Source organism: Candidatus Methylobacter favarea (assembly GCF_902806695.1).
Lineage (GTDB): Bacteria > Pseudomonadota > Gammaproteobacteria > Methylococcales > Methylomonadaceae > Methylobacter_B > Methylobacter_B favarea.
In genome coordinates this window covers 36,013-61,282 of sequence record NZ_CADCXN010000024.1, presented here as the reverse complement: position 1 = coordinate 61,282, position 25,270 = coordinate 36,013, and the positions used below count along the sequence as shown (strand labels likewise).

The following is a 25,270-nucleotide window of genomic DNA, read 5'->3' as shown; positions in this document are numbered from 1 at the left end:
TTTAGTGAATTTTTCACAATTTAAATAAACCGCTTTAAAGTATTGAAGCTTTGGTGCTAGTATCGATCTCAGTCGAAAAGAATATAAAGATATCCTTGATAACTGGACGATTGGCCAGGGCAATTACCTTAATAATCAGTCACATGGAAGTGAAGTGATTATGAGTGACTTACTGATGATTGGCAGTATATGTTGAGTTCATTGAATGATACGACGGTAGCATATTTTCTTGATGCAATTTCCCGAGAATCCCCTTGCGGAGTGAATCTGGAAGACGACACTCTTTTTGCACAGTTAGAACTTGAAGCTAAAGGCGTGCCTGAGCGGCAGATTGGCAATTCAATTATTCCTGAGGTAGAGCCGGATTGGAATAAAATTCATGACATGGGGTTGGAGTTGCTGGAGCGCAGTCGCGATATACAGGTATGCGTGCAACTGACGTGTGCATGGGTCCGCACCGATGGTTTTAGAGGCCTGGATAATGGATTAACATTGATTAATGGATTGCTACAGAAATATTGGGATGAAGTTTATCCGCGCCAGGATCCTGACGACGATTTTCCTGTATTACGCATAAATAGCCTGACAACCTTGAATAATTACAAAAAAATTCTAGGGCCTATTAACCATATTCCACTTACCCAGTCACAACTGGGAAATTTTTCCTGGCGGGATTGTGAACTTTCCGAAGGCAAAATAACCGCTGGAAGTAATAATATTACCGAGCCTTCGGAGAAATCTATTCTTGAAGCAGCCTTTTTAGATACCGATCTTGAAATTCTGAAAAATCTTGAAAAAACGGTAAAGCATGCATCAGTTCAAGCTCAAGAAATAGTTGACGTTATCACCGGTAAAACTAATTCAGAAATTGCCCCTGATATTTCCAGTTTAATAACGCTATTGAAAAATATATCCCGGCTATTGAATGAAAAAGTTCAACAAAAACAAAGTCTGGATCTAAGCCGCAGTCAGTCAGAAGCTGAAGCATCACAAGACTTGGCAGCTCCTGGCGATAAACAGGCAGATGCGGGCAGAATAGGTAAAAGCAGCGGCGTCCATAGCCGAGAAGATGTTGTCCGGGGGATTGATGCAATTTGCAAGTATTTCGAGCGTTACGAACCTTCCAGTCCTATTCCTTTTATCTTGCTACGGGCAAAGAAACTTTTATCAATGAATTTTATGGAGATTCTGGAGGAGCTTACACCTGATGCTGTTCGTCAGGCTGAAAATATTTGTGGCATACAAAAAAAAGATAAAACCTAGCATTATGATAGTAGCACTTCACATTCGGCAGTTAAGGAATCATTACCCAAACTCACTCCCTGAAAGAGGTTAGCGGATACCGTTGATAAGTTAATAATAGGCAATAAGCATAAATTTAAGGGGTTTCGAAAGAAACCGGTTCTGTAATTTACTGAAAAGGTGTTAAAAAAATGGCTAAAGCAAGCAGTCAAAAATTTATTGCCCGTAATCGGGCTCCAAGGGTTCAGATTGAATATGACGTCGAACTTTACGGCGCTGAGAAAAAGATTCAATTGCCTTTTATAATGGGTGTCATGGCGGATTTATCGGGTAAACCGGCAGAACCGCTCGCACCTGTAGCTGATCGGAATTTCCTTGAAATTGATGTGGATAATTTCGATGATCGTCTTAAAGCAATGAAACCCAGGGTAGCATTTCAGGTACCCAATGTGCTCACGGGCGAAGGAAATCTGAGTGTCGATATAACATTCGAAAGTATGGACGATTTTTCTCCTGCAGCCGTTGCCAGTAAAGTCGAAGGACTCAATAAACTGCTTCAGGCACGCACTCAGTTAGCCAATCTGCTGACTTATATGGACGGCAAAAGCGGTGCTGAAGAATTAATTGCTAAAGCATTAAACGACTCTGCATTATTGCAATCTTTGGCTTCAGCTCCAAATCCCGACGCCAATGCCGGTGAGTCCATTAAATCAGAGGAGGGTTAATCATGGCCGAAACCGAAATAGAATCAACCGCCGCCGCAACGGTAGCGGAAACAGCGGAAACAAACGATTTTTCTGCGCTACTGCAAAAAGAATTCAAACCGAAATCGGATCGCGCTAAAGAGGCCGTGGAAAATGCCGTCAAAACATTAGCAGAGCAGGCCTTGGCTGATACTGCATTGATTTCAGATGATGCAGTCAGATCAATCGAAGCCATAATTGCCGAAATCGATAAGCGATTGAGCGACCAGATAAATAAAGTAATTCATCATGAGGACTTCCAGAAATTGGAAGGCAGTTGGCGGGGCATGCATCATCTGATCAATAACACCGAAACGGATGAAATGTTAAAGATTAAGGTATTTAATATTTCCAAAAAAGATCTGCACAAAACTTTGAAGAAATTCAAAGGAACCGCTTGGGATCAAAGCCCGATTTTCAAGAAGATTTATGAGCATGAATACGGGCAGTTCGGTGGTGAACCGTTTGGGTGTTTGCTCGGTGATTATGAATTTGATCAAAGTCCGCCAGATGTCGAGTTTCTTAATTGTATTGCTGAAGTATCGGCAGCTGCCCATGCGCCATTTATCGCGGCTGCAGCGCCCAGGCTGATGAATATGGAATCCTGGCAGGAACTGGCCGATCCTCGTGATCTAACCAAAATTTTTCAAACCCCGGAATACGCCTCCTGGCGCTCCTTACGGGAGTCTGAAGATTCCCGCTATATCGGGTTAACCATGCCTCGGTTTTTGTCGCGCTTGCCTTATGGCGCAAAAACCGCGCCTGTAGAGGAGTTTGATTTCGAGGAAGATGTGGAACATGCTGATCATAGTAAATACACCTGGTCCAATTCTGCATACGCTATGGCAGTGAATATTAACCGGGCATTTAAACTCTATGGCTGGTGTTCACGTATCCGTGGCATTGAGTCCGGCGGATCTGTTGAAGGTTTGCCCACACACACTTTCCCTACCGATGATGGCGGAGTGGACATGAAATGTCCAACCGAAATTGCTATCAGCGACCGTCGTGAAGCGGAATTGGCGAAGAATGGATTTATGCCCTTGCTGCATAAGAAAAATTCGGATTTTGCCGCGTTTATCGGCGCGCAATCGCTACAGAAACCGGTGGAATATGATGATCCGGATGCCACGGCGAATGCTAATCTGGCGGCGAGATTGCCCTACTTGTTTGCGACCTGCCGATTTGCCCACTATTTAAAGTGCATCGTGCGGGACAAAATTGGCTCATTCAAGGAACGGGATGACATGGAGAAATGGCTGAACAAATGGATAAGTAATTATGTAGAATCCAACCCAGCCACTGCTTCAGAAGAAGATAAGGCGCGCAAGCCATTAGCGGCAGCGGAAGTGGTGGTTTCAGAAGTAGAGGGAAATCCCGGGTATTACAATTCGAAGTTTTTTTTAAGGCCTCATTACCAACTGGAAGGGCTTACTGTTTCATTACGGCTGGTATCGAAATTGCCTTCTCAAAAAGGCGGCTGAAAACATATCAGCTAGAGAAATTCTGGAATAGTTAATCTTAAATATAATATTTTTATTGCCAGGCTAATTAACTAAATGGCTGGAAATAGAAATTTTCGTTTAATTTCGGGTCGTTCAGGGGCGAGTGTTATTTTTTTAGGTGATGTAGCAAATATGAATCACTTCACATTTTCTGAGTGAATTAGTTTACAGACTCCGAACTTAAGCATCCTTATACTTGAGCCATCTTCAATATTATGGCTTGGTTTATTTACAAGCACAGTGATATTGCGGAAAACGGGGTGTTCAGGAAGTAGGGTTTGACTTACTTTTTTGTTATTTTTATTTATTATCATTCAATTATTGAAGGTGAATTTTTATGGCTACAAGTACCTATTTAAAAGCAGATCCGTTGAAAGGCGAATCCACGGATACAAAGCATACAGACTGGATAGAAGTATTTCATTTCGAACATGGTCTTTCACAGCCTGCGTCCGGCCCTAGTGGAACTGGAGGTTTAGCCGCTGCACGTGCGGATTTCAAAGTTTTCAGGATCGAGAAAGAGGTAGATAAATCATCAGTGGACCTAAATATTCATTGTGCTAGCGGTAAACACATTGCAAAATTAGAACTCGAAGTCTGTCAGGAAACGGGCGAAAAAGTTTGTTATTTAAAATATGAATTTGAGGATGCATTGGTACATTCCGTTGATATAAGTGGCGGCGGCTCTGAAAGACCTGCCGAGTCAGTTACTTTTACATATGGAAAAATTTCTTGGACTTATACGGCAGTTAAGAAGGATGGTACTGCGGGTGACAAGTCTGGACCAAAGAAGTGGAGCCTGGAAGAAAATAAAGGGGAATAGAACTACTAACAACGCTATTTCGCAAAGTGCTCCTTAGATGGCAGACAGGCTAAGCTGTCTGCCATCTAAACACAGATACGCAAAGCCGCTATTAAATTTATGACAGCAGAAGAGTATTTGAAACACGGAGATATAAAAGCTGCTTTGCAGCAGCTACAGGAGCAGGTGAAAGCGCATCCTGCTAAGGTTGAATACCGGATATTTCTATTTCAGCTTTTATCGGTCATGGGGCAATGGGATCGCGCCTTGACTCAGTTGAATGTGGCGGGTTCACTGGATAATGCTTCTCTGGCCATGGTTTCAATGTATCGGCAGGTTATAGCATGCGAGCGTTTCAGGGAAGCGGTGTTTTCAGGTGATGGGGAGCCCGTTGTTTTTGGTCATCCTGAAGAATGGGTCGCTTTGTTGGTCCAGGCGCTGAAATTAACTGCCCAGGGACAATATTTAAAATCCCGGACTCTACGTAAGCGGGCGTTTGAATTGGCTCCTGGTTGTTCAGGAACAATTGATACGCAAAATTTTGACTGGCTGGCCGACAGTGACGCACGATTAGGTCCAGTGATTGAAGTAATTATTGAAGGACGTTATCTTTGGGCGCCTCAGCAGCGTATCCATTCGATAATTATAGAAACTCCGGTCGATCTTAGGGATGTAATCTGGTTACCCGCTCATTTTGCCTGGAGTAATGGCGGTGAAAGTTATGGACTGATTCCGGCACGTTATCCTGCTTCTTATCAGAGTGATGATCCCTTGCTTGCGCTGTCCAGAAAAACTGAGTGGAAAAATTGCGGGGATGAATCATTTTTGGGTTTTGGTCAAAAAATATGGGTAACAGAATCGGCTGATTATCCGCTAATGGATGTTCGAACCATTCAATTTAATTCCTCAGATGAGGCTGCAACTGGAGCAGAGGAGTGAGTAGAACGCTTCCTAAAGATCGTTTTTTGCCGTCTCTGCTGGATCGTCTGACCGATGATGAACCGATCAATAACTCGATTCAATTGCACAAAAAAAACATCCAAAATATTGAGAAATCGCTGGCTCAACTGCCTGCTGAAAAACAAGCAAGTGATGCACAAGAAAACAAAAAACAGCGCCAGATATTGCTGCAGCAGCTTAATCAAGCGCATGCCCAATACAGTGTTCTGTCTGCCTCGGTCAGTTCATTAAAGGAGCTTCGCGCCTGCGTAAAGAGGGATTTGGACTGGCTATTAAATGCCAGCCAGTATTTTCCTCAGGAGGATTTGGAAGCCTATCCTGAAGTTGTTAATTCAGTTTTGAACTACGGCATGCCTGATCTTACTGGCAAAACGGTGTCAGGATTTGATCTGCATTATATCGAGCGCAAGTTGAAACAGGTAATCTTGAGTTTCGAACCCCGCATCATCCGAAGCACACTGGTTGTACGAATACAGGTAAACGAGGCCATTTTCACTCATAATGCACTAAGTTTTGAAATTGAAGGAGAATTGTGGGCTGAGCCACAGCCGTTGCATTTGCATTTGCGAACCGAATTTGAGCTGGAAAATGGCAATGTATCGGTTTTCGATTTCAATCCCTAAAAGATATGGCAATGAATTCCCGACTGCTTGAACATTATCATCGAGAGTTGCAGTTTATTCGTGAGATGGGAGGCGAATTTGCTCGCCGTTATCCTAAAATTGCCGCTGGTCTTGACCTGGGCGGCACTGAATGCGCTGACCCCTATGTAGAACGCTTATTGGAAGGCTTTGCTTTTTTGACTGCGCGCATTCAGCTGAAGATGGAAGCCGAGTTTCCCCGCTTTACTCAACATTTGTTGGAAATGGTGTACCCTCACTATCTGGCTCCATTGCCTGCAATGTCCGTGGTTCAGTTTAATCCTGACTTGAAAGGCGGCGTAACTGAAGAGGGCTTTCTTCTGCCCCGGCATACACGGTTACTCAGCAATTCCAGCGTTAAAGGGCGAGCTAAATGTGAATTTCAAACAGCCCATGAACTGAAACTGTGGCCATTACGCTTAGCCGAGGCAAGTTATCTTCCCTTAGGTGCAGCCATTCGCTATGCCGAGCCCAATGTCCAAGGTGTCAAAGCGGCATTGCATTTGCGTTTTGAAACGGCGCTTTATATTAAAATCAAACAGTTGCCCTTGAATAGCTTGCCTCTTTATCTGCACGGTACCGGCACAGTGCCGCTGAAGCTTTACGAATTATTGCTTGGGCATTGCTTGGCTATTATTGTGCAGCCGGGCTCCAATAATCCGGCATGGCGTGAGCGACTCAATAAATCTGCCATTCAATCACAGGGATTTGAGTCACAGCATGCTTTGCTTCCTTATACTTCCCCTTCTTTTCAAGGGTATCGGTTGTTGCAGGAATATTTCGCACTCCCCCAGAGATTTTTGTTTGTTGAGCTAAGTAATTTACAGCCTGCCTTGAATCACTGTGACGATACTGCTGTAGAAATCGTCATTTTACTGGACACGGCAAGAGCAGAGCTGGAAGACTTAATCAGCGCGGATAATTTTGCCCTGTATTGCACCCCTGCAATCAATCTCTTTCCCAAGCGAATTGATCGCGTTCATTTGACTCATCACAGTACTGAGCATCATCTTGTCGCGGATAAAACCAGGCAAGATGATTTTGAAGTGCATACGGTGGCCGAGGTGGTCGGTTATGGCAGCGATGGTTCTACAGAACAGAGGTTTCGGCCGTTTTATTCAACCCGGCAAGATAGGGGAGATGAAAGCGCTTTTGCATATTATACCGTGCACCGTCAGCCAAAATTGGAATCTATCAATAAGAGTCCGAAAAAACTAAAAGCTGATTATCTGGGCAGCGAGATCTTTATATCATTAGTAGATGCAAGCGAAACCCCTTATCAGAATGATTTGAAACAGCTGGGTATTAATACACTATGTACTAATCGGGATTTACCAAAGTTAATGCTCATTGGTGAAGATGTTACAGATTTTACCTTGGACATCAGCGCGCCGGTGGAAGCTGTTCGCTGCTTAATCGGGCCAACTGATCCAAAACCATCTCCCGCAGCGGGTGAACATGCCTGGCGCCTAATAAATCAATTATCATTAAACTATTTGAGCCTGATCAATAATAATGACACGCAGGGAGCGGTTGCGCTTTGTGATTTATTACGTCTCTATGGCGATTTCGCCGAGTCGTCTATAGCTAAGCAGATCGAAGGCTTACTGACAGTGACGAGTCGTTCTATTATAGTGCGAGTTCCCGTTGCTGGGCCGATGAGTTTCGGGAGAGGAGTGGAAATTACAGTTACTTTTGATGAATCGGCTTTTGAAGGCGCCAGCAGTTTTCTACTTGGCGCGGTACTGGAAAAGTTTTTCTGCAAATATGTTTCGATCAATAGCTTTACTCAGCTTGTGGTTAAAACTCGGGAACGTGGCGAGATTATGAAATGGCCGGTAAGAGCAGGAACGAGAACCCTAATTTAGATTTAACATCCAGCCTTGCGCAAGGCCCGTATAAGTATGGGTTTTATGAGGCGCTGCGGCAATTGGAGTGTTTGCACAGCAAACATCCTCGTTTGGGACGCTCAGCCCGTCCTGTAGATGATGCGATTCGGCTTGGACAGACACCCAGCCTGCAATTTGCTCCATCGACTTTGGATTCGTTTGTGCCAGGCCAAGAAGTTTCAAGCTTAAAAGTATTTTTTTTCGGGCTGTTTGGTCCTAATGGTCCTTTGCCTTTGCATTTGACCGAGTATGCGCGCAACAGAGTGCGCACTGCCAAAGATTCGGCGCTGGTAGATTTTGCCGATATGTTTCATCATCGCCTCCTGAGTTTATTTTATCGTGCCTGGGCTGATAAAGAGCCAACGGTTCAACTTGATCGGCCGGAGCAGGATCGTTTTGCGTTTTATGTAGGGTCGTTACTGGGAATTGGAGATTTCTCGCTTCAACAACGCGACGCCATGCCTGATCATACCAAGTTGCATTTTGCGGCGCATCTGGGTTGTCATACAAAGCATGCCGAGGGATTGGAATCAATGCTAAATGATTTTTTTATTGTGCCGGTCAAGATAAAGGAATTTATTGGAGAATGGCTGGACATTCCCAAAGACAGTTGCTGCTATCTTGATCGCACTAGCACCACAGGACAACTCGGTATTTCATCGGTAATTGGAACTAGAATTTGGCAATGCCAACACAAATTTCGTATTACTATGGGCCCTTTAAGTCTGGAAGACTATGAAAGCTTTTTGCCCGCAGGGACCAAGCTGAAAAGTTTGGTAGCTGTCGTAAAAAATTATATAGGATTTGAATTTAATTGGGATTTGAATCTTATTTTGAAAAAAGACAAAGTTCCTTCAACTCAACTTGGCCAATATGGCCGGCTCGGCTGGACAACCTGGCTACAAATAGATAAAAGACAATCTGATGCAAATGATTTGTATCTCAATATGGAGAGGATGGCATGACAGAGATCAGTCGTACAGCGCTGTTTGGCAAGCTTAACAATCTAGCTTACAAAGGTATGGAAAGCGCCACGGTATTTTGTAAAATGCGCGGCAACCCCTATGTTGAGCTGGTGCATTGGCTGCATCAAATTCTCCAATTACAGGACTCGGATCTGCACCGGATTATAAAAAAATTTGAACTTAATCCTTCCCATATGGTGCGTGATCTTACTGAGACATTAGATCGCCTGCCGGCAGGCTCCAGGTCAATTTCCGATCTTTCGGCTCATGTTGAACAAACGATGGAGCAGGGCTGGTTATACGCCAGCTTGAAATACGGAAGCAGCCAAGTGCGTACCGGTCATTTATTGGTGGGGATTGTTAAAACCTCTGGTCTGCGTAACACCTTACATGCTATTTCAAGTCAATTTAAGAAAATCAATACCGATACATTGCTCGAAGAATTTACCAGAATAGTTTCAGGATCGCCAGAGGATGCATTACCGGCCCATGACGGCAGTAAACTGGCTGGAGCCGCTGCTCCAGGGGAATATTCAGGCGCCATGCCTCCCGCGCAGATGGGCAAACAGGCGGCTTTACAACAATTTTCCGTTGATTTGACCGAAGCTGCACGTAAAGGTGAGCTGGATCCCATAGTCGGGCGGGATGAAGAAATCAGACAGATCATTGATATTCTTATGCGCCGAAGACAAAATAATCCGATATTGACAGGTGAAGCCGGGGTTGGAAAAACTGCGGTGGTCGAGGGCTTTGCCTTACGGATTGCAGCAAAAGAGGTACCGCCGCCGCTTTTGAATGTCACGCTTCGCACCTTGGATCTGGGCTTATTGCAGGCGGGGGCCAGTATGAAAGGTGAATTTGAAAATCGGCTCCGTCAGGTTATTGAAGAAATTCAGGCTTCAGAAAAGCCGATTATTTTATTTATCGATGAGGCGCACACCTTGATAGGCGCAGGCGGCGCTGCAGGTACAGGCGATGCGGCTAATCTGCTTAAACCGGCTTTGGCTCGCGGAACATTGCGGACTATTGCTGCGACGACCTGGGCGGAATACAAGAAATATTTTGAAAAAGATCCGGCTTTAACGAGGCGTTTTCAGGTAGTGCAAATTGAAGAGCCCACAGAGGAAAAAGCGCTCTTGATGATGAGGGGGGCCGCCTCGATTATGGAAAAACATCACCAGGTATTATTACTGGATGAAGCCTTGGAAGATTCGGTCAAACTTTCCCACCGATATATTCCCGATCGACAGCTGCCGGATAAGTCAGTTAGCGTATTGGATACCGCCTGTGCCCGGGTTGCTATCAGTCAGCATGCTGTTCCGGCAGAGGTGGATGACTGCCGCAGGCGAATCCAGGCACTTAAAGTTGAAGCTGCCATAATTGATCGCGAAACAGCGGTTGGAATAGAGACCAAAGAGCGTAAGGAAAATGCGCAAATAAAGCTAGTGGATGAACAGCAAAGATTAAATGAATTAGAAAAATGCTGGCAAAAAGAAAAAAAGCTGGTGGACCAGATTCTTGATCTGCGGGCCCGCTTACGCAATGTTATTAATAAAATAGAAGGCACTGAGAGTGAATTGGAAAAGAGTGCGGATGTAGTCAGTGAACAAGTTAGTATAGAAGGTTCACTACCATCAGCGAGCGTTGAGCCTATAGCCCTGGATGAAAATAAGCGTGCTGAATTATTACAACAACTCAAAGATTTGCAAAATCAGCTTAATGAACTCCAGGGCGATCGACCCTTAATTTTTCCTACCGTCGATAGTCAGGCTATCGCTGCCGTTATTGCCGATTGGACGGGTATTCCTGTTGGAAAGATGGTCAAAAATGAAATTGAGACGGTACTTAAACTTGGCGATACACTGAATCAGCGTGTTATCGGCCAACGTCATGCTCTCGATATGATTGCCAGACGCGTACAAACCTCTCGCGCCAGTCTTGATAATCCGGGTAAGCCTATAGGTGTATTCATGCTATGCGGACCTTCCGGTGTAGGCAAAACCGAAACGGGCCTTGCTTTAGCTGAGGCACTCTACGGAGGCGAAGAAAACATCATCACCATCAATATGAGCGAGTATCAAGAGGCTCATACCGTATCGACTCTTAAAGGCTCGCCTCCCGGTTACGTTGGCTATGGTGAAGGCGGAATTCTCACCGAGGCTGTGCGTCGCCGACCTTACAGCGTTATTTTATTGGATGAAGTAGAAAAAGCGCACCCCGACGTTCACGAAATTTTCTTCCAGGTTTTTGATAAAGGCTGGATGGAAGATGCTGAAGGGCGTTATATTGACTTTAAAAATACCATTATTCTACTGACATCCAATGCCGGCACTGATTTAATAATGAATCTGTGCAAAGACCCGGAATTAATACCTGAGCCGGAGAGCATTGCCAAGGCGTTGCGCGAACCTTTGCTGAAAATATTTCCAGCCGCCTTGCTCGGTAGACTGGTAACGATTCCTTATTACCCGCTTAGCGATGAAATGCTCAAAGCAATTGTCAAACTGCAACTGGGCCGTATAGAAAAAAGGATTTTGGCTAATCACAGCATACCCTTTACCTATGATGAAGATGTTATCCGTCTTATTATCGAACGTTGCACGGAGCTTGAAAGCGGCGCCAGGGTGGTGGATGCAATTTTGACTAATACGGTATTGCCGGCCATCAGCCAAGAATTTTTAATGAAGATGCTGGGTAGCGAACCCGTAACGGCAGTAAGAGTTTCCGTAAAAGACAGTGAGTTTAATTATACGTTTGGATAAGGTAGGGTAATAACAACCCGAGCCAGCAGAATTAATCACTATAAAACCAGTACGAATATAGAAGAACCAAGATTAAACAGTGAATTTTATATCCTGTAATTTATTGCCCGGTTTTAAATTTAAGTGTAGAGAAAACGGTAATATTACCTGGAAGTTTCCATCCTTATCATTACACTTGAACCATAACCTATCCCTCAGCTAGGTCTAACTATGTCAGCAACTCAAGAACATCGGGAAATAGAGATCACCACGCCGTTGGGCAAGGATGTTCTATTGCTTCGAAATATGACGGTGACGGAAGAACTGGGGCGTCTGTTTATCATCGACCTGGAGTTAAACAGCAGCAAACACATCCGGTTTGAGGACCTGCTTGGTCAAATGGTTAGCCTGCGTCTCAATATAGCCGGCGGCAAGCGGTTTTTTAATGGCTATGTAGGCAGTATTTCTCAAGCTCTGGATAGGGGGCGTTATGCAGTCTATCGTGCCACCGTCCATCCCCGGATCTGGTTTTTGACGCGTCAATCCAATTGCCGTATTTTTCAACAGCAAACAGTGCCTGATATTGTCAAGGATATCTTCAAAAAAATTGGCTATACCGATATTAAGGATAACTTAAGAGGTTCCTATCGCACACTGGACTACTGCGTGCAATACCGCGAGACAGATTTTAATTTTATCAGCCGGTTATTTGAACAGGAAGGTATCTATTATTATTTTATTCACGAAGAAAATAAGCATACCCTGGTTCTGGCCGATGACTATACATCGCATGAGCCTATACCAGGTTACAAGGAAATACCCTTTTATCGCCCGAATGATAGGGCTGCGCAAGAACAATGCATTTCCAGTTGGTATCTCTCTAAACAAATTCAACCGGGTGTTTATGCCCTGAATGAATATGACTTCATTAAGCCTAAAGCCGATCTTGCGGTAAATTCCAGTATTTCTCAAGGGCACAGTGAGTCAGAACATGAAATTTACGATTACCCCGGCGAATATGTAGAAAAAGGCGATGGAAACAATTATGCACAAAAGCGAATTGAGGAATTGCATACCCGGTATGAGCAGGTACAAGGCAACAGCATGGTGCGGGGTTTACTGTGTGGAGGCTTGTTTAAGCTGGCCGAGTATCCGCGCGAGGATCAGAATCGGGAATACCTGGTGTGCTCAGTTTCCCACAGTATTCGTGTCGAGAGTTTTGAGGCCTCAGGAGAAGGCGGCACTCATTACACCAACAGCTTCACTGTCATTGACAGCAAAACGCCTTTCCGCCCGGCCCGTATTACGCCTAAACCCATAGTTCAAGGTCCGCAAACGGCCAAAGTTGTCGGCCCTGCAGGTGATGAGATCTATACCGATGAGCATGGCCGGGTAAAACTCCAGTTTCACTGGGATCGATATGGCAAATCCAATGAAAATTCTTCCTGCTGGGTGCGCGTATCGCAATTGTGGGCGGGCAAAACCTGGGGAGGCATTCATATTCCCCGCATAGGACAGGAAGTCATCGTTGAATTCCTGGAAGGCGATCCGGATCAGCCCATTATCACGGGCCGAGTATACAATGGCGATCAAACGCCGCCTTATGCTTTACCCGCCAACAAAACCCAGAGCGGCATCAAAAGCCGCAGTTCGCAAGGCGGCAGCGGCGCCAATTTCAATGAAATTCGCATGGAGGATAAAAAAGGCGCGGAACAGCTTTATATTCATGCTGAAAAAAATCAGGACAATATTGTCGAAAATGACGAGACCACATCAGTCGGCCACGACCGTACCGAAGATGTCGGTCACGATGAAAAGATTACCATAGGCAATAATCGCACTGAAAAAGTGGGGGTCAATGAGGACATTACTATCGGAAGCAATCGCACCGAAACTGTAGGCGCTAATGAAAGTATTACTATCGTATCGAACCGGACCAAATCGGTTGGCGCCAGTGAAACGGTATCCGTTGCGTTACAGCGCACCCACACCGTCGGCATCAACGAAACCATCGGTATCGGCGCGGCACAGGAAATCGGCATTGGCGCATTCCAGGCCGTTGGCATCGGGGCGTATCAAACGGTAAATGTTGGCGCGTATCAATCCATCAATGTCGGCGCAAATCAGAGCACCGATGTGGGCGCGAATCAGTCGTTGACAGTAGGCGGAAACCAGAGCGAAGCAGTTACCGGCAATGCCTCCAAGAGCGTCAAAGGCAATGATTCCTTGGGCGTCGACGGCAACCGCAGCGCGGACGTCAAGGGTGACGATTCCCTTAAAGTAGGCAAAAATCTGGTGATCGACGCCGGCGATTCGGTCACGATCAAGACGGGAAGCGCTAGCATCACGATGAAGAAAGACGGCACGATCACTATTAAAGGAAAAGACATTACCGTAGACGGTTCAGGCAAGATCAATGCGACGGCCTCGAACAACATCACGATGAAAGGACAAAAAATTCTGCAGAATTAATTGACAAGTGTAGGGTGGGTTAGCCGCGCAATGCCGATATTTTTAATGTTTTAACAGGCGTTTGGGCGCGGCGTAACCCACCATGAGCAGCCCGGAAAAGTACGGATTATTTCAAAAACCACAGCCCGATCTCCCTTAATTGATCTGAAGATGAAGGAAAATGGCAGATGACAACAGAACAACTTCTAAAACCCGCCGCGATAATTGAATCAAAAATCGACGGTGTAGTAATTGGCCTTTTTTTAAGCATCACCGATGCAGGTGAACCGCTGGTCGCTTTTCCTGGCAATCCGCTTGAGGCGGCCATTCCGGCGCGCAGCACGACCGCCTTGGATAAGGATGATGTGGGTAAAGAAATTGCCTTGTTATTTGAAGGCGGCAACCTTTTGCAGCCTTTAATCATCGGTAAAATTCACCATGCAAATACTGCACCTGTCGTTCAAGATGCCGAACAAACGTCGGCCGAACTGGATGGAGAACACATTGTCCTTGCGGCAAAACAAACCATCACGTTCAAATGCGGCAAAGCCAGCATAACCTTGACCAAGGCCGGCAAGATTATTCTACGTGGCGCTTATTTGCTAAGCCGCTCTTCCGGCGTTAATCGTATCAAGGGCGGTTCGGTGCAGATTAACTAACAGCCACCAACAATCGGCAAAAGCAATAGCTTATGGACCTTCTTAATTCTACCGGCATGTTAGCAGGCTATACCATGGGCATGAAACCCGATGGCCGGGAAATGCTGGTCGTGGCAATCAAGGGAACCTTTACTATTCCGAAATCAGGTGAAAAGCCCCAATTGGCCGAAGAACAAATTCCCTTGATTATGGCGGACACCTTTACCGGAGAACCCGGCTATTCCGCGCCTCTCTATGAAGTGGATTATGCGCCTATCAGGCATCGCTGCGATGTGCTGTTAAACGGCAGCGCCTATGCCCCACATAGCCGTCCGGCTCGAATGGTGCAAGTGGGGTTAAGGGTGGGCTCTTTTATCAAGACCTTTAACGTGGTGGGCGAGCGTTACTGGGATGCCGGTATTTCCATCGCTCCGGGCCTGCCTGCTGAGTTTACCATCATGCCGATCAGTTACGATAACGCCTTCGGCGGCCTGGATAATTTCCATGAAGATAAAAACAAGCACAGCGCCTATATGCTAAATCCAGTTGGCAAAGGTTATCATCAACGCCTTGCCAGTGAATTGGTCGATGGAACACCGCTGCCCAATACCGAAGAAGTTAATCGGCCTATCGAAAAACCGGACGATGATTACAGACCGATGGCTTTCGGACCGGTTGGACGTGGCTGGTCATCGCGTCTACCGCATGGGGGCACTTACGATCAGGATTGGATGGACAATACCTTTCCTTTTTTGCCGGCAGATTTTAACGAGGCTTATTATCAAGCCGCGCCGGAAGATCAGCAAATTCCTTATCCCCAAGGCGGCGAAGAGGTGGTGCTGGTTAATCTATCGCCGGAAGGACGGATTGCCTTTAACTTGCCTACAGTCGAAGTCCCCGTGGTGTATTTTCGCAAAAAAGGCGAACGCCACGAGACCCAGGCAGTCCTCGACACCGTTGTTATCGAACCCGATAAAGGTATATTTAGCTTAACTTGGCGTTCCAGTTTGCCTCTAAAAAAGAATATGTTTGAGATTCCGCAAGTGCTGGTTGGAAAGATGTCGCGCGGCTGGTGGCGGGCGCGTGAGCTGGGCAAGACGTACTATCCCTCCCTGGCGCATCTGGCGAAGGCTAATAAGTCCGAAGCGGAAGAGGACGGTTGATAAACATGATTACTGATACAGAAATTAAGATAAAGGGCATACAAATCCTGTCGAAATATCTCGGAGATGTTGAAGCGGAACGGTTTATTGCACTGATTCAAAGAGAGCCCTTCGATTATACCCAGTGGCATCAACAACAGGATGAGCCATTGAGTATCGAGAAACTCAGCCGAAGAGCCATGATGTTGAGAAATAAACGTGTTGAAGAACAGTAGAACAGTAGGGCGGAACCGTCGTTTACGGGTTCTGCCACAGGACTTATTCCACGTATAAATTTTAGATTTATAGATAAGGCCCTCTCCTAAGGGAGAGGGTGGGGTGAGGGGAATTTAAAACAAAAAAATGCTATGAATTTAACCAACAAAGCAAGGGCTTTAAGAAAAAATCAAACAGATGTCGAACTATTACTATGGCAACAGCTACGCAATCGGCGGTTATGTGGTTATAAATTTCGTAGACAATTCCCCATTGCCGCTTATGTAGCTGATTTTGCTTGCCTTGAATTAAAACTGATTATTGAATTGGATGGAGGGCAACATGCCGATCAAGTTAGCTATGACAATCAACGCAGTTTGTTTCTTGAGCAACGAGGATTTAAAGTGATTCGTTTTTGGAATAATGATGTCATTCAAAATACCACAGGTATATTAGAAGCCATCCACTTGGTTATATTGGATATTACGGAGAGATCTAGGTGACTTATAACATTCCCCCTCACCCAACCATCTCCCTCTGGAGAGGGCTATATCTGTGTTCAACTAAAATTACTGCACACACCTTCGCCCTCTGGAAAAGGCCCCTAACGCACTCAGCTAAAATCAGCAAAAGCCCCTTCCCCCTTGAGGGAGAAGATTGGGATGAGGGGAATATAAAAAAACCAATTGAGCCACTCCAGCTTCCACGATTTATAAGTAGATAACCCCATGAGCGGCTTCCCCATAGCAATCACCGGAACCGGCATGGTCACAGGCGTAGGCCTGAACGCTCCGGCCACCTGTGCCGCCATCCGTTGCGCCCTGGATAATTTTCAGGAAACCCGTTTTATGGACAACGGCGGCGAATGGCTTATGGGTTGTGAAGTGCCGCTGGAACAACCCTGGCGAGGCAGAACCAAACTGATCAAAATGGCTGCTGCTGCAATCAACGAATGTCTAGCCAACAACCTCATCGATCCGAAAGCAACGCCCTTATTGCTTTGTTTGTCGGAGCATGAAAGAAAAGGTCGCGTGATCGATGACGACAACCAGTTTTTTCTGGATTTGCAAGCTGAGTTGGGCATGGAGTTTCACGAGAAGTCCCGCGTGATTGCCAGAGGCCATGTGGCGGTAGCTGTCGCATTGAAACACGCACGACAATTATTACAGGAGTTAAGCTTTAAACACGTGCTGATTGCCGCGACTGATAGTTTATTGGTAGCGCAGACTTTGGCGCATTATGAAGAGCATGAGCGCCTGCTGACTAGCCAGAATTCCAATGGTTTTATTCCGGGTGAGGCGGGGGCGGCATTGGTGGTTGAAGCTGTACATGCCAAGCGAGAACATCAGCTTATTTGCCATGGTTTAGGCTTTGGAGTTGAAAAGGCGCATGTGGATTCGGAGGAACCGTTAAGGGCGGATGGCTTGACGGCGGCGATCAAGGAGTCATTGGGGGATGCGGGCTGTGAAATGGGTGATTTGGATTTTAGGATTACCGATATTTCCGGAGATCAGTATTATTTTAAGGAGGCTAGTTTGGCTTTATTGCGGCTACTTAGAAAACGCAAGGAAGAATTCGATATCTGGCATCCGGCTGATTGCATTGGTGAAGTAGGAGTTGTTATGGGGCCGATTATGATTGCGGTTTTAAAAGCAGCCTGTGAGAAAGACTATAGCAAAGGAAATCATATTGTGGCTCATCTAGGCAATGATGACGGTAAGCGGTCGTCTATGATATTTATGTGGCAAGAGGTTGGAGGGGGTAATTATGGCGAATGATGTATTTGCCAATGGTAGGGAAATCGCCTGTAAAGCTGGGTCAGGGAAAACGATAGCAGCTTTTCCAGATGTCTGTTTTACTCCGCCGGAAAATCCTGCTACACCTCCAGGTGTGCCGGTGCCTTATCCTAATACCGGATTTGATTCCGATACGACTGATGGTACTAAGAATGTGAAGATTTCTGATAAAGAAATTATGTTAAAACACATTTCTTATTTTAAAACCTTGACCGGAGATGAAGCTGGATGTGCAGCCAAGAAGGGAGTAATCACTAGTACGAATAAGGGAAAAGTATATTTTGAAGGTTGGTCGATGGATGTCAAATTTGAAGGAGAAAATGTTGATCGGCATTTGGATTTGACTACAACTAATCACGCGTCTGATCCAGGAGATGCGCCGCCTTGGACATTTATATATAGCATGGCAATGGCACCAGAAGATCACCCATGCAAAACAGAAATCAATGAAGCACAAAGCGCATGCAAAGGTGCTGTAACCACGGGTAGTGGTAAAACAGCTACCCGTGACTGTTCGAGCAGTCAGGGTAATTGCAAGGAAAAGATGGCTTGTATTCTCGTCCCGAAAGGTAATGATAAAGAAATGTGTTGCTCACCTGGAAATACTGGTCATCACATGATTGAAGATCATTGGGTAAAGGGAAACAATGCTTTTCCGATGGCTCAAGATAGCAGTGGATATGATGCAGCACCAACAGTATGTGTTGAAGGCGGGAGATATGAGAAAGAACATGGTGAAATGCATATTGCCCAAGGATTGAAGGAAGAATCATTTCTTCCAGGAGGCGAAAACGCGGGTCAAGTTTGGAATTATGGGGAAGGAAAATCAGCGGCATTAATGGCTCATGAAATGACTTTTGGAAGTTCAGGTTGCTCACGGACATGCATGGAGTCCCAACTCGACAACTTCTACGGAGAAGATGATTCCAGGCCATTAAATCCACCTAAAACACAAGCTCTGGCAAAAAACGATCCGGGTGATGGAAGATGGCTGCGTACTGACGCTAACGTTTCCATGCAAGGGCAACTAACTTCGATAGTAGGATAGACGAAAATAATGGAACTCAAACAAGTCTTAGGTGAACATACTGACGACATAAGATTCACAGGCGTTTTTGTTTATGATAGAAACCTAGCTTTTATTAGAGCTCAATTGAATTCGTTAAACTCAAAGGGAATTGATCATACCGTCATGATCCGATATAAAGATGGTGATTGGGGGCAATATATTGTTGAAGCACCTAGCACGTCACACTGTCTGATGAAAGATCCAGACCTGAAAGTTTTTCTATTAGTGCCTGACGGCAATATTCATGTGGCATCGAAACAAGGATTTTCATGGGAAAAAATTGATACAAAATCTGGGGGGGCGAACTCCCTAAAAGCCCTCACAGAAATTCGAATAATTTCTGGAAAATTATATACAGTAGGCATGGGTAGAATGATTTACCGTCGTGATAGCATTGATAATTGGAGTCGATTTGATAAAGGAATTAATGAAACCCCAAATCTTGATCCAATTTCAGGATTCAAAAGTATTAACGGCTTTGATGCAACCGAAATGTATGCAGTTGGTTTCAAGGGCGAAATCTGGTTTTTTGAAGAAAATCAGTGGAAACCCGCTTCAAGCCCAACTAATTTGAAACTGGAAAGTATTATTTGTACAACAGGAGGACAAGTATTTTCCTGTGGTGCTTCAGGGTTACTTTTGCAAGGTCGTAGGGATGTTTGGAATGTGATCGATCATGGATTGACTACAAATACACTTTGGAGTATTGAAGAATTTGACGGCTCAGTTTTTTTTGCTGATAGCATCGCTCTCTATCGTTACGATAAACATACTTCAGAAAAGGTAAACATTGTAGTAGGCAAATCTATTTCATGCAGCTATCTTCATGCCAATGATGGCGTTCTATGGTCAGTGGGAGAAAACAATATTGCGCGTTATGATGGTCAGAATTGGGAAGTATTGTTTTAAACGTATACCTTAACCCGTAAGTCGGAACCGTTTACGGTTTCCGACGCATGTGACCGAAGCACAGAGGCTAATCTATTGGTGCTTTCTGAAGGAATTGTAAAATTCACAATTTGAGGGCTTTGTTTGACGGATCACCCTGGCGGGCATCCGTCCTACGTAACTTATGCCGAATTATCGTCGTTATCGGGTGCCGAATAGAATCAATGGGGTCAGACTCGATTGATTACAGACGTACGTCGGATAGTTTGTACATTGAAGGTCGAAATTTGACATTGCTAAGTTGATTGGTGTACTAATTGCCAAGTATTAATTTAGGAATGTAGTTATGACTGATAATATAGAACACTTAATCCTTGAGCAATTTCGGGCTCTTCGGAACCAAATTGAAGGGTTGCAGACGGAAATGCGGAACGACTTCAGCGATGTTAAGCACCGAATTAATCGGCTTGAATCGGCTGTTGCCGGCATTCGTCGCGATGAAGCGGGAACAGCCGAAGATATCGCTAGGCAGCAGTCAACTATTGATCGGCTTAAAGAAAGAATCGATAGAATTGAGCATCGGTTAGAGCTAACTTAGTTGCCATCCATAACTACCAACCTATTCAATGATACTGCGTACGGCGGAATTATCGTAACCCGTAAGTCGTAACCGTTTACGGTTTCCGACGCATGTGACCGAAGCACAGAGGCTAATCTATTGGTGCTTTCTGAAGGAATTGTAAGATTCACAATTTGAGGCTTTGTTTGACGGATCACCCTGGCGGGCATTCGTCCTACGTAACTTATGCCGAATTATCGTCGTTATCGGGTGCCGGGCGGCACTTATTTTTTCACGGTTAATCTGTTGGAACGGCGGCAAGATACCTTGGTGCGTCATATTGATGTTTTACGCGAAGCTGTCCGGAAGACGCGGCGAGAGCGGCCATTTCACAAACCAATGGGGTCAGACTCGATTGATTACGGACGTATGTCGGATGGTTTGTAGGGCGAAACCGTTCACGGATTCCGCCGGATGTTACCGGAGTGGTAAACTTGCCATTTCATCCGTGCAGGTTCGAAGATTTGACTTGAGTGTTCCCTGGATGTTTTGGTTTACTATTGGAATCTTATATAGATGTATGGTCGTTTCTGATCGTTTGAGGCAATCTGTAAGGGGTGAACCGTTTATAGATTCCGTTAAAATCATGATTTCTTTGGATTGGAGAGTTTATATACCGCTATGCCAGTTATTTTTCGTTACGATGGTTATCGTTTTTTCTTTTTTTCAAATGAAGGCAACCCGCTTGAGCTGTGTCACGTTCATGTTAGAAAAGGTGGCGCAATTGCAAAATTTTGGGTCACTCCTGAAATCAAACTGGCTGAATCTTACGGATTAACATCAACGGAATTACGTAAATTACATACGCTTATACATGACAATAAACCCTTAATTGAAGAGAAATGGCATGAATATTTTAAAACTTAAACCACTCGCCAAAAACTTACAATTTGATGACGATATGATGTGGGTGGAATTCATAGATGGACGTAAATTAGGTACGCCATTAGTATATTTCCCCCGATTATTAAATGCAACGATGCAACAACGACGACAATACGAAATAAGCGGTGGCGGCATTGGATTGCATTGGGATGAATTAGATGAAGATATTAATGTTGAGTATCTATTGATGGGTATAGGCGATATTACAGTTCCATTGACTACAGCGGCTTGATTACGTCCGTACGGCGGGTAAACCCGTAAGATATTCTGTTCAAAATCAAGCTAAATTTGGTCATTCGGCAAGGGTTGGGATGGAATAAACCCGTACGGCCGTACGTTGTATAACCCGTAAGCCCGTAAGTCGGAACCGTTTACGGTTTCCGACGCATGTGACTGAGGTGCTTTCTGAAGGAATTGTAAGATTCACAATTTGAGCTTTGTTTGACGGATCACCCTGGCGGGCATCCGTCCTACGTAACTTATGCCGAATTATCGTCGTTATCGGGTGCCGGGCGGCGATCATTCGTTCGGATTTCAAAAGGCGAACGGGGCATATGGCAGCGCCGTTTTTGGGAACACGTTATCCGTGACGAAGCCGATTATGAACATCACGTAAATTACGTGCATTGGAATCCCGTGAAACATGGTTTGGCGAAAACGGTGGCCGACTGGCCTTATTCGACATTTCATCGCTATGTTCGTGAAGGAATTCTACCAACCGATTGGATCGGCGAGGTTGGGGATGAAAACTTCGGTTTTGGAGAACGGAATAATCAATAGACTCAAGCTCGATCATTCGTGACGGATAAATGACGGTCGTACGGCGGGTAAATTGTAGGTCGTAGGGCAGAATCGTCCACGGGTTCCGCCTCATGGAAGCGGAGCGATGACATTGACGGTTTGACCAGTGTGGTTAGTAGAATGGAACACTATCGGCCAGTGCTGCTTCGAATACGGTAGAGATAATTTGGTTCAGTTTATGCCTGGTATCCCATTTGATGCCGTGAGAGTGAAATTAAAAATCACTTTACCCAACAATAATAAAATTGTTAACCATTAAAATGCCTTTTGCATACCGAGGCTTGTAAGCGCCCTAACGGAAAGTCTCTATTTTTTATGGAAACTTGTTTTGGGCATCCTACCGTTGGTATTTGCACGGCACAGCTCACTTCCTGCGTCATCCCTGTCCTCGTGAGTAACTCGTTCGCCAATCATCGCCGGGTTGCTCACTTCCTCGCAATAAGATGACGCGATATCAGTAAGTTTGCATTTTCACTACGCTAAAACTTCCTGAAAACATAGGCCCTATCGCTTCTGGGGAGTATTTGACTGCTGTATTGTAACGGGGTTTAATTAGGTAGTGCTTTACCAAAGAGAACAATTTTGAGAGTATAATTAATTAGTAGCGCGAGCCAGGGTTAATAAACTCAATGTATGTCGATGCCCGCTACGAATTACAAACTGTTTTTCAGTAGAAAAGCAAGAGGCTTCATAAACACTAGATTCCAACAGGGAGGTTAATTCGGCAAACTGATCAAAAAATATAAATAACTGAAAAATTGGTGTCTATCATTTAGCCATGGATGAATTTCATTTCTTAAGAAGTTTTTCAAATTATAAAAGCTTTTCTGTATTACCCAATATTTCAAATAATCCCATAGGGTATAACAATGGAAATATTCAACAGATTCTTAAGGCCAGATAAAATCCCGAAGAGACAAGACATACAATTCAGTTATCTTTCTCATCAGGGATTGGTGAGAAGCAGCAATGAAGATAGCGGTTTACTGCTACCTGATTTAGGTACCTGGGCCATAGCCGATGGTATGGGCGGGCATAATTGCGGTGAAGTAGCCAGTGCCATTGCACTTACGGTTATGCATCATTCTATTGTTGCGGGTAACAGTCTGACTACAGCTATCCAAACCGCTCACAGGACAATTCAGGAACAAGCACAAAACGATATTAACAAAAAGGGAATGGGGACCACCATAGTTGCAGTACAGATGATTGCTGATGGTTACCAAATTGCTTGGGTGGGAGACAGTAGGGCTTATTTATGGCGTTCAGGTTTGAAACAGCTAACTAAAGATCACAGCTATCTTCAAACGATTTTAGATCAGGGTTTGATAGATGAAGAAACAGCAAAGACTCATCCTTATAAAAATGTAATTACCCAGGCATTAGGTAGTTTTGAAATGGAGTCTTTACAAATAGGCGTAATAGAGGAAAAATGGTTTAAAAACGATATCTTATTGCTTTGCAGCGATGGCCTAAGCCGGGAAATAACTGACTCAAAGATAGAAGCAATTTTAGCTGGGGACAAAAAACTAGAAGAAAAGGCAGAGTTATTACTCACCGAAGTTTTAGCCAATGGTGGTAATGATAATGTGACATTAATTTTATTGACTTGCAATGGTGTTATCCAAGAAGTGACATGAAGTGGATTTAATCTCTTGTCAATCAGTGGTCAAAAATTACGTGTTGTCAGCGTTAAAAGTTGTAGGTTTTATTGTTTTTGATCCCTTTTTTCCGCTGTTTGAACCGGTAAGTATCGTTCCCGATTCAAACTATCGCAATGGTGTGTTACCGGCTCCAATGACACAGTGATTATTTAGGCATCTTCCAACATTTGTATCCGTTCACCCAAGCTCTGGTTGGCTGTGATCATGGGGAGGTTTTTTCTTTGAGGGCTTATCAGATGGAAGATCAAGGCACTACCGGATTCTGAAAACGGCAGATAACCCCGATTCATCCACAATGATCGTATTTATATTGATGAGCTGTTTGCCGGCTTTTTTTACCATTCAACTTTTCTTTTTCCAGCAGATACGCCACGTCTATGGCTTGTAGAAACGCATCCTTTTACCTTAATGGATAACGACAATACCAATAGCTGTAGCTCAGGTGGAGTTTCCCGGTACCGGTGTGTTGCTAGCCAAAATCAAATTATGTAGCTACTCCATAAAGCCGGGGGTCGCCAGTTTTGGAGCTGGGCATTTTATATAGGGGGTTTCCTGCCAATTGAAGCGCAGCAGGTCACGGTGAATAGAGAAGCGAGCACCTTGCTGATATGACAGACTGCCTGCTTCATAAGAGCAGTGTTCAGCCCAATCAGGCGATCGCTTAAGGCTTCAGGTAGGAGCGTTTGCTTGGTTTTCTCAACCAGCCATTCACTCAGCGCTTCGCTGCCGTAGAGTTTCAGTGCCTTCAGTGGGGCGAATCGATCAAGGGACGTAACGGCTTCCTAGCAAGCTGTCGTAACAACTGCAATCTGCCACGGCTCAATAGCTGATGAGGCACGGTATCGTTTGAAAATGGTTTCTAGTTTTAATTTACAAACCATTTCGAGCCAATGGTAGCCTTCTGCCTGCAAAAAAGCCTAATGATTGCCTATTAGGGGGCAGTCACTTTTCAACGGTTTTTTCCCGGCTCCTTGGTAATTTTTACGTACTGATTAACAAATCTCTAATTAATTCATTAATATAGCTACGGCAGGAAACTTACTTTAGCCACTTTTTTCTTCTTCACATCAACTGTGTTCAGAATGAATAGCTTACTCACTATCACATGCTTTCTTGCTTTGAAGTTTGAGGTCCAAATAAATAATAATTAATTGACCATTTTTGAAGCTCTTCCGGCTTCATCTATTATTCAACCTCATTTTTAGCAAATAGAAGATAGCATTTAAAATATGAGTTTGATTTCCATTGCCCAGCACTTATGAATTACTGGGAACCCGCTTTTTCTTTTTTAATGAGCTTTTTGAATACCGCCTGTCAACTATAAACTTCGTGTCACCCTAATCTATCGAAAAAGTCCCGATTAGCATGAATATCTTGAAGAACTATTAGAGTACTTTTAAAGCTTTGTACTGTTAATAATGAGGTTTGATATTACGGTATTAATTTAAACTAAAAATTCTTAAATTTTCATATTGGGATGACTTAAAAAATTGCATGCTTTTTAAATGTGATGTAATCTAACAAACAACATTAGTTGTATCCAAGCAACACGTGCAGTATTGTAATATTTTTTGTAATTGATTTTATCTTTTGACTAAAAAAATTAAGCTAAT

At 44.4% G+C, this 25,270-nt stretch carries 23 protein-coding genes; all 23 read left to right on the top strand.

The window, feature by feature from the left end; all coding sequences use genetic code 11:
* Positions 1–189 precede the first annotated feature (189 nt).
* The 23 genes from tssA (at position 190) to HUX64_RS02420 (ending at position 23,633) form a co-directional block, all read left to right on the top strand.
* Complete coding sequence (gene tssA, locus HUX64_RS02530) at positions 190–1,263, top strand: type VI secretion system protein TssA (RefSeq protein ID WP_174624671.1); 1,074 nt, start codon at positions 190–192, stop codon at positions 1,261–1,263.
* A gap of 170 nt (positions 1,264–1,433) precedes the next feature.
* Positions 1,434–1,967: a type VI secretion system contractile sheath small subunit gene (gene tssB / locus HUX64_RS02525; RefSeq protein ID WP_174624670.1), complete on the top strand. Its 534-nt coding sequence runs from the start codon at positions 1,434–1,436 to the stop codon at positions 1,965–1,967.
* 2 nt (positions 1,968–1,969) lie between these two features.
* The gene (tssC, locus tag HUX64_RS02520) at positions 1,970–3,469 is read left to right on the top strand and encodes a type VI secretion system contractile sheath large subunit (RefSeq protein ID WP_174624669.1); all 1,500 of its coding nucleotides are present in this window, start codon (positions 1,970–1,972) and stop codon (positions 3,467–3,469) included.
* Positions 3,470–3,827: 358 nt separating this feature from the next.
* Complete coding sequence (locus tag HUX64_RS02515; protein ID WP_174624668.1) at positions 3,828–4,313, top strand: Hcp family type VI secretion system effector; 486 nt, start codon at positions 3,828–3,830, stop codon at positions 4,311–4,313.
* Positions 4,314–4,412: 99 nt separating this feature from the next.
* Positions 4,413–5,231, top strand: a complete 819-nt coding sequence (locus HUX64_RS02510; RefSeq protein ID WP_174624667.1) for a type VI secretion system accessory protein TagJ — start codon at positions 4,413–4,415, stop codon at positions 5,229–5,231.
* Positions 5,228–5,875, top strand: a complete 648-nt coding sequence (tssE, locus tag HUX64_RS02505; protein WP_174624666.1) for a type VI secretion system baseplate subunit TssE — start codon at positions 5,228–5,230, stop codon at positions 5,873–5,875. Before HUX64_RS02510 ends, tssE begins: the two co-directional genes overlap by 4 nt.
* Positions 5,876–5,880: 5 nt before the next feature.
* On the top strand, positions 5,881–7,761 hold the full coding sequence (gene tssF / locus HUX64_RS02500) for a type VI secretion system baseplate subunit TssF (RefSeq protein ID WP_343034371.1): 1,881 nt from the start codon (positions 5,881–5,883) through the stop codon (positions 7,759–7,761).
* Positions 7,725–8,747 (top strand): type VI secretion system baseplate subunit TssG, encoded by a 1,023-nt coding sequence (tssG, locus tag HUX64_RS02495; RefSeq protein WP_174624664.1) that lies wholly within the window; start codon positions 7,725–7,727, stop codon positions 8,745–8,747. The genes tssF and tssG overlap by 37 nt, the downstream gene beginning before the upstream one ends.
* Complete coding sequence (gene tssH, locus HUX64_RS02490) at positions 8,744–11,509, top strand: type VI secretion system ATPase TssH (protein ID WP_174624663.1); 2,766 nt, start codon at positions 8,744–8,746, stop codon at positions 11,507–11,509. The genes tssG and tssH overlap by 4 nt, the downstream gene beginning before the upstream one ends.
* 210 nt (positions 11,510–11,719) lie before the next feature.
* Positions 11,720–13,960 (top strand): type VI secretion system Vgr family protein, encoded by a 2,241-nt coding sequence (locus HUX64_RS02485; protein WP_174624662.1) that lies wholly within the window; start codon positions 11,720–11,722, stop codon positions 13,958–13,960.
* A gap of 167 nt (positions 13,961–14,127) precedes the next feature.
* A complete protein-coding gene (locus HUX64_RS02480) occupies positions 14,128–14,598 on the top strand; it encodes a DUF6484 domain-containing protein (protein ID WP_174624661.1) in 471 nt (156 codons plus the stop codon).
* 32 nt (positions 14,599–14,630) lie between these two features.
* The gene (locus HUX64_RS02475; RefSeq protein WP_174624660.1) at positions 14,631–15,740 is read left to right on the top strand and encodes a DUF2169 family type VI secretion system accessory protein; all 1,110 of its coding nucleotides are present in this window, start codon (positions 14,631–14,633) and stop codon (positions 15,738–15,740) included.
* 5 nt (positions 15,741–15,745) lie between these two features.
* Positions 15,746–15,955 (top strand): hypothetical protein, encoded by a 210-nt coding sequence (locus HUX64_RS02470; RefSeq protein ID WP_174624659.1) that lies wholly within the window; start codon positions 15,746–15,748, stop codon positions 15,953–15,955.
* 132 nt (positions 15,956–16,087) lie between these two features.
* Positions 16,088–16,438, top strand: coding sequence for an endonuclease domain-containing protein (locus HUX64_RS02465; protein WP_174624658.1), 351 nt, complete (start codon positions 16,088–16,090; stop codon positions 16,436–16,438).
* A gap of 225 nt (positions 16,439–16,663) precedes the next feature.
* Positions 16,664–17,713 (top strand): hypothetical protein, encoded by a 1,050-nt coding sequence (locus HUX64_RS02460; RefSeq protein WP_174624657.1) that lies wholly within the window; start codon positions 16,664–16,666, stop codon positions 17,711–17,713.
* The gene (locus tag HUX64_RS02455) at positions 17,703–18,779 is read left to right on the top strand and encodes a PAAR-like domain-containing protein (RefSeq protein ID WP_174624656.1); all 1,077 of its coding nucleotides are present in this window, start codon (positions 17,703–17,705) and stop codon (positions 18,777–18,779) included. The genes HUX64_RS02460 and HUX64_RS02455 overlap by 11 nt, the downstream gene beginning before the upstream one ends.
* A gap of 9 nt (positions 18,780–18,788) precedes the next feature.
* Positions 18,789–19,709 (top strand): hypothetical protein, encoded by a 921-nt coding sequence (locus HUX64_RS02450; RefSeq protein ID WP_174624655.1) that lies wholly within the window; start codon positions 18,789–18,791, stop codon positions 19,707–19,709.
* Positions 19,710–20,034: 325 nt separating this feature from the next.
* The gene (locus HUX64_RS02445) at positions 20,035–20,286 is read left to right on the top strand and encodes a hypothetical protein (protein ID WP_174624654.1); all 252 of its coding nucleotides are present in this window, start codon (positions 20,035–20,037) and stop codon (positions 20,284–20,286) included.
* Between the two features lie 207 nt (positions 20,287–20,493).
* Positions 20,494–20,694: a hypothetical protein gene (locus HUX64_RS20230; protein ID WP_343034370.1), complete on the top strand. Its 201-nt coding sequence runs from the start codon at positions 20,494–20,496 to the stop codon at positions 20,692–20,694.
* 234 nt (positions 20,695–20,928) lie between these two features.
* A complete protein-coding gene (locus tag HUX64_RS02435; RefSeq protein ID WP_174624653.1) occupies positions 20,929–21,174 on the top strand; it encodes a DUF4160 domain-containing protein in 246 nt (81 codons plus the stop codon).
* The gene (locus HUX64_RS02430; protein ID WP_174624652.1) at positions 21,155–21,424 is read left to right on the top strand and encodes a DUF2442 domain-containing protein; all 270 of its coding nucleotides are present in this window, start codon (positions 21,155–21,157) and stop codon (positions 21,422–21,424) included. Before HUX64_RS02435 ends, HUX64_RS02430 begins: the two co-directional genes overlap by 20 nt.
* A 209-nt stretch (positions 21,425–21,633) precedes the next feature.
* Positions 21,634–21,972 carry an REP-associated tyrosine transposase gene (locus HUX64_RS02425; protein WP_217426409.1) on the top strand — a complete coding sequence of 113 codons (339 nt, stop codon included), beginning with the start codon at positions 21,634–21,636 and terminating at the stop codon, positions 21,970–21,972.
* 890 nt (positions 21,973–22,862) lie between these two features.
* Positions 22,863–23,633: a PP2C family protein-serine/threonine phosphatase gene (locus HUX64_RS02420; RefSeq protein WP_174624651.1), complete on the top strand. Its 771-nt coding sequence runs from the start codon at positions 22,863–22,865 to the stop codon at positions 23,631–23,633.
* Positions 23,634–25,270 lie beyond the last annotated feature (1,637 nt).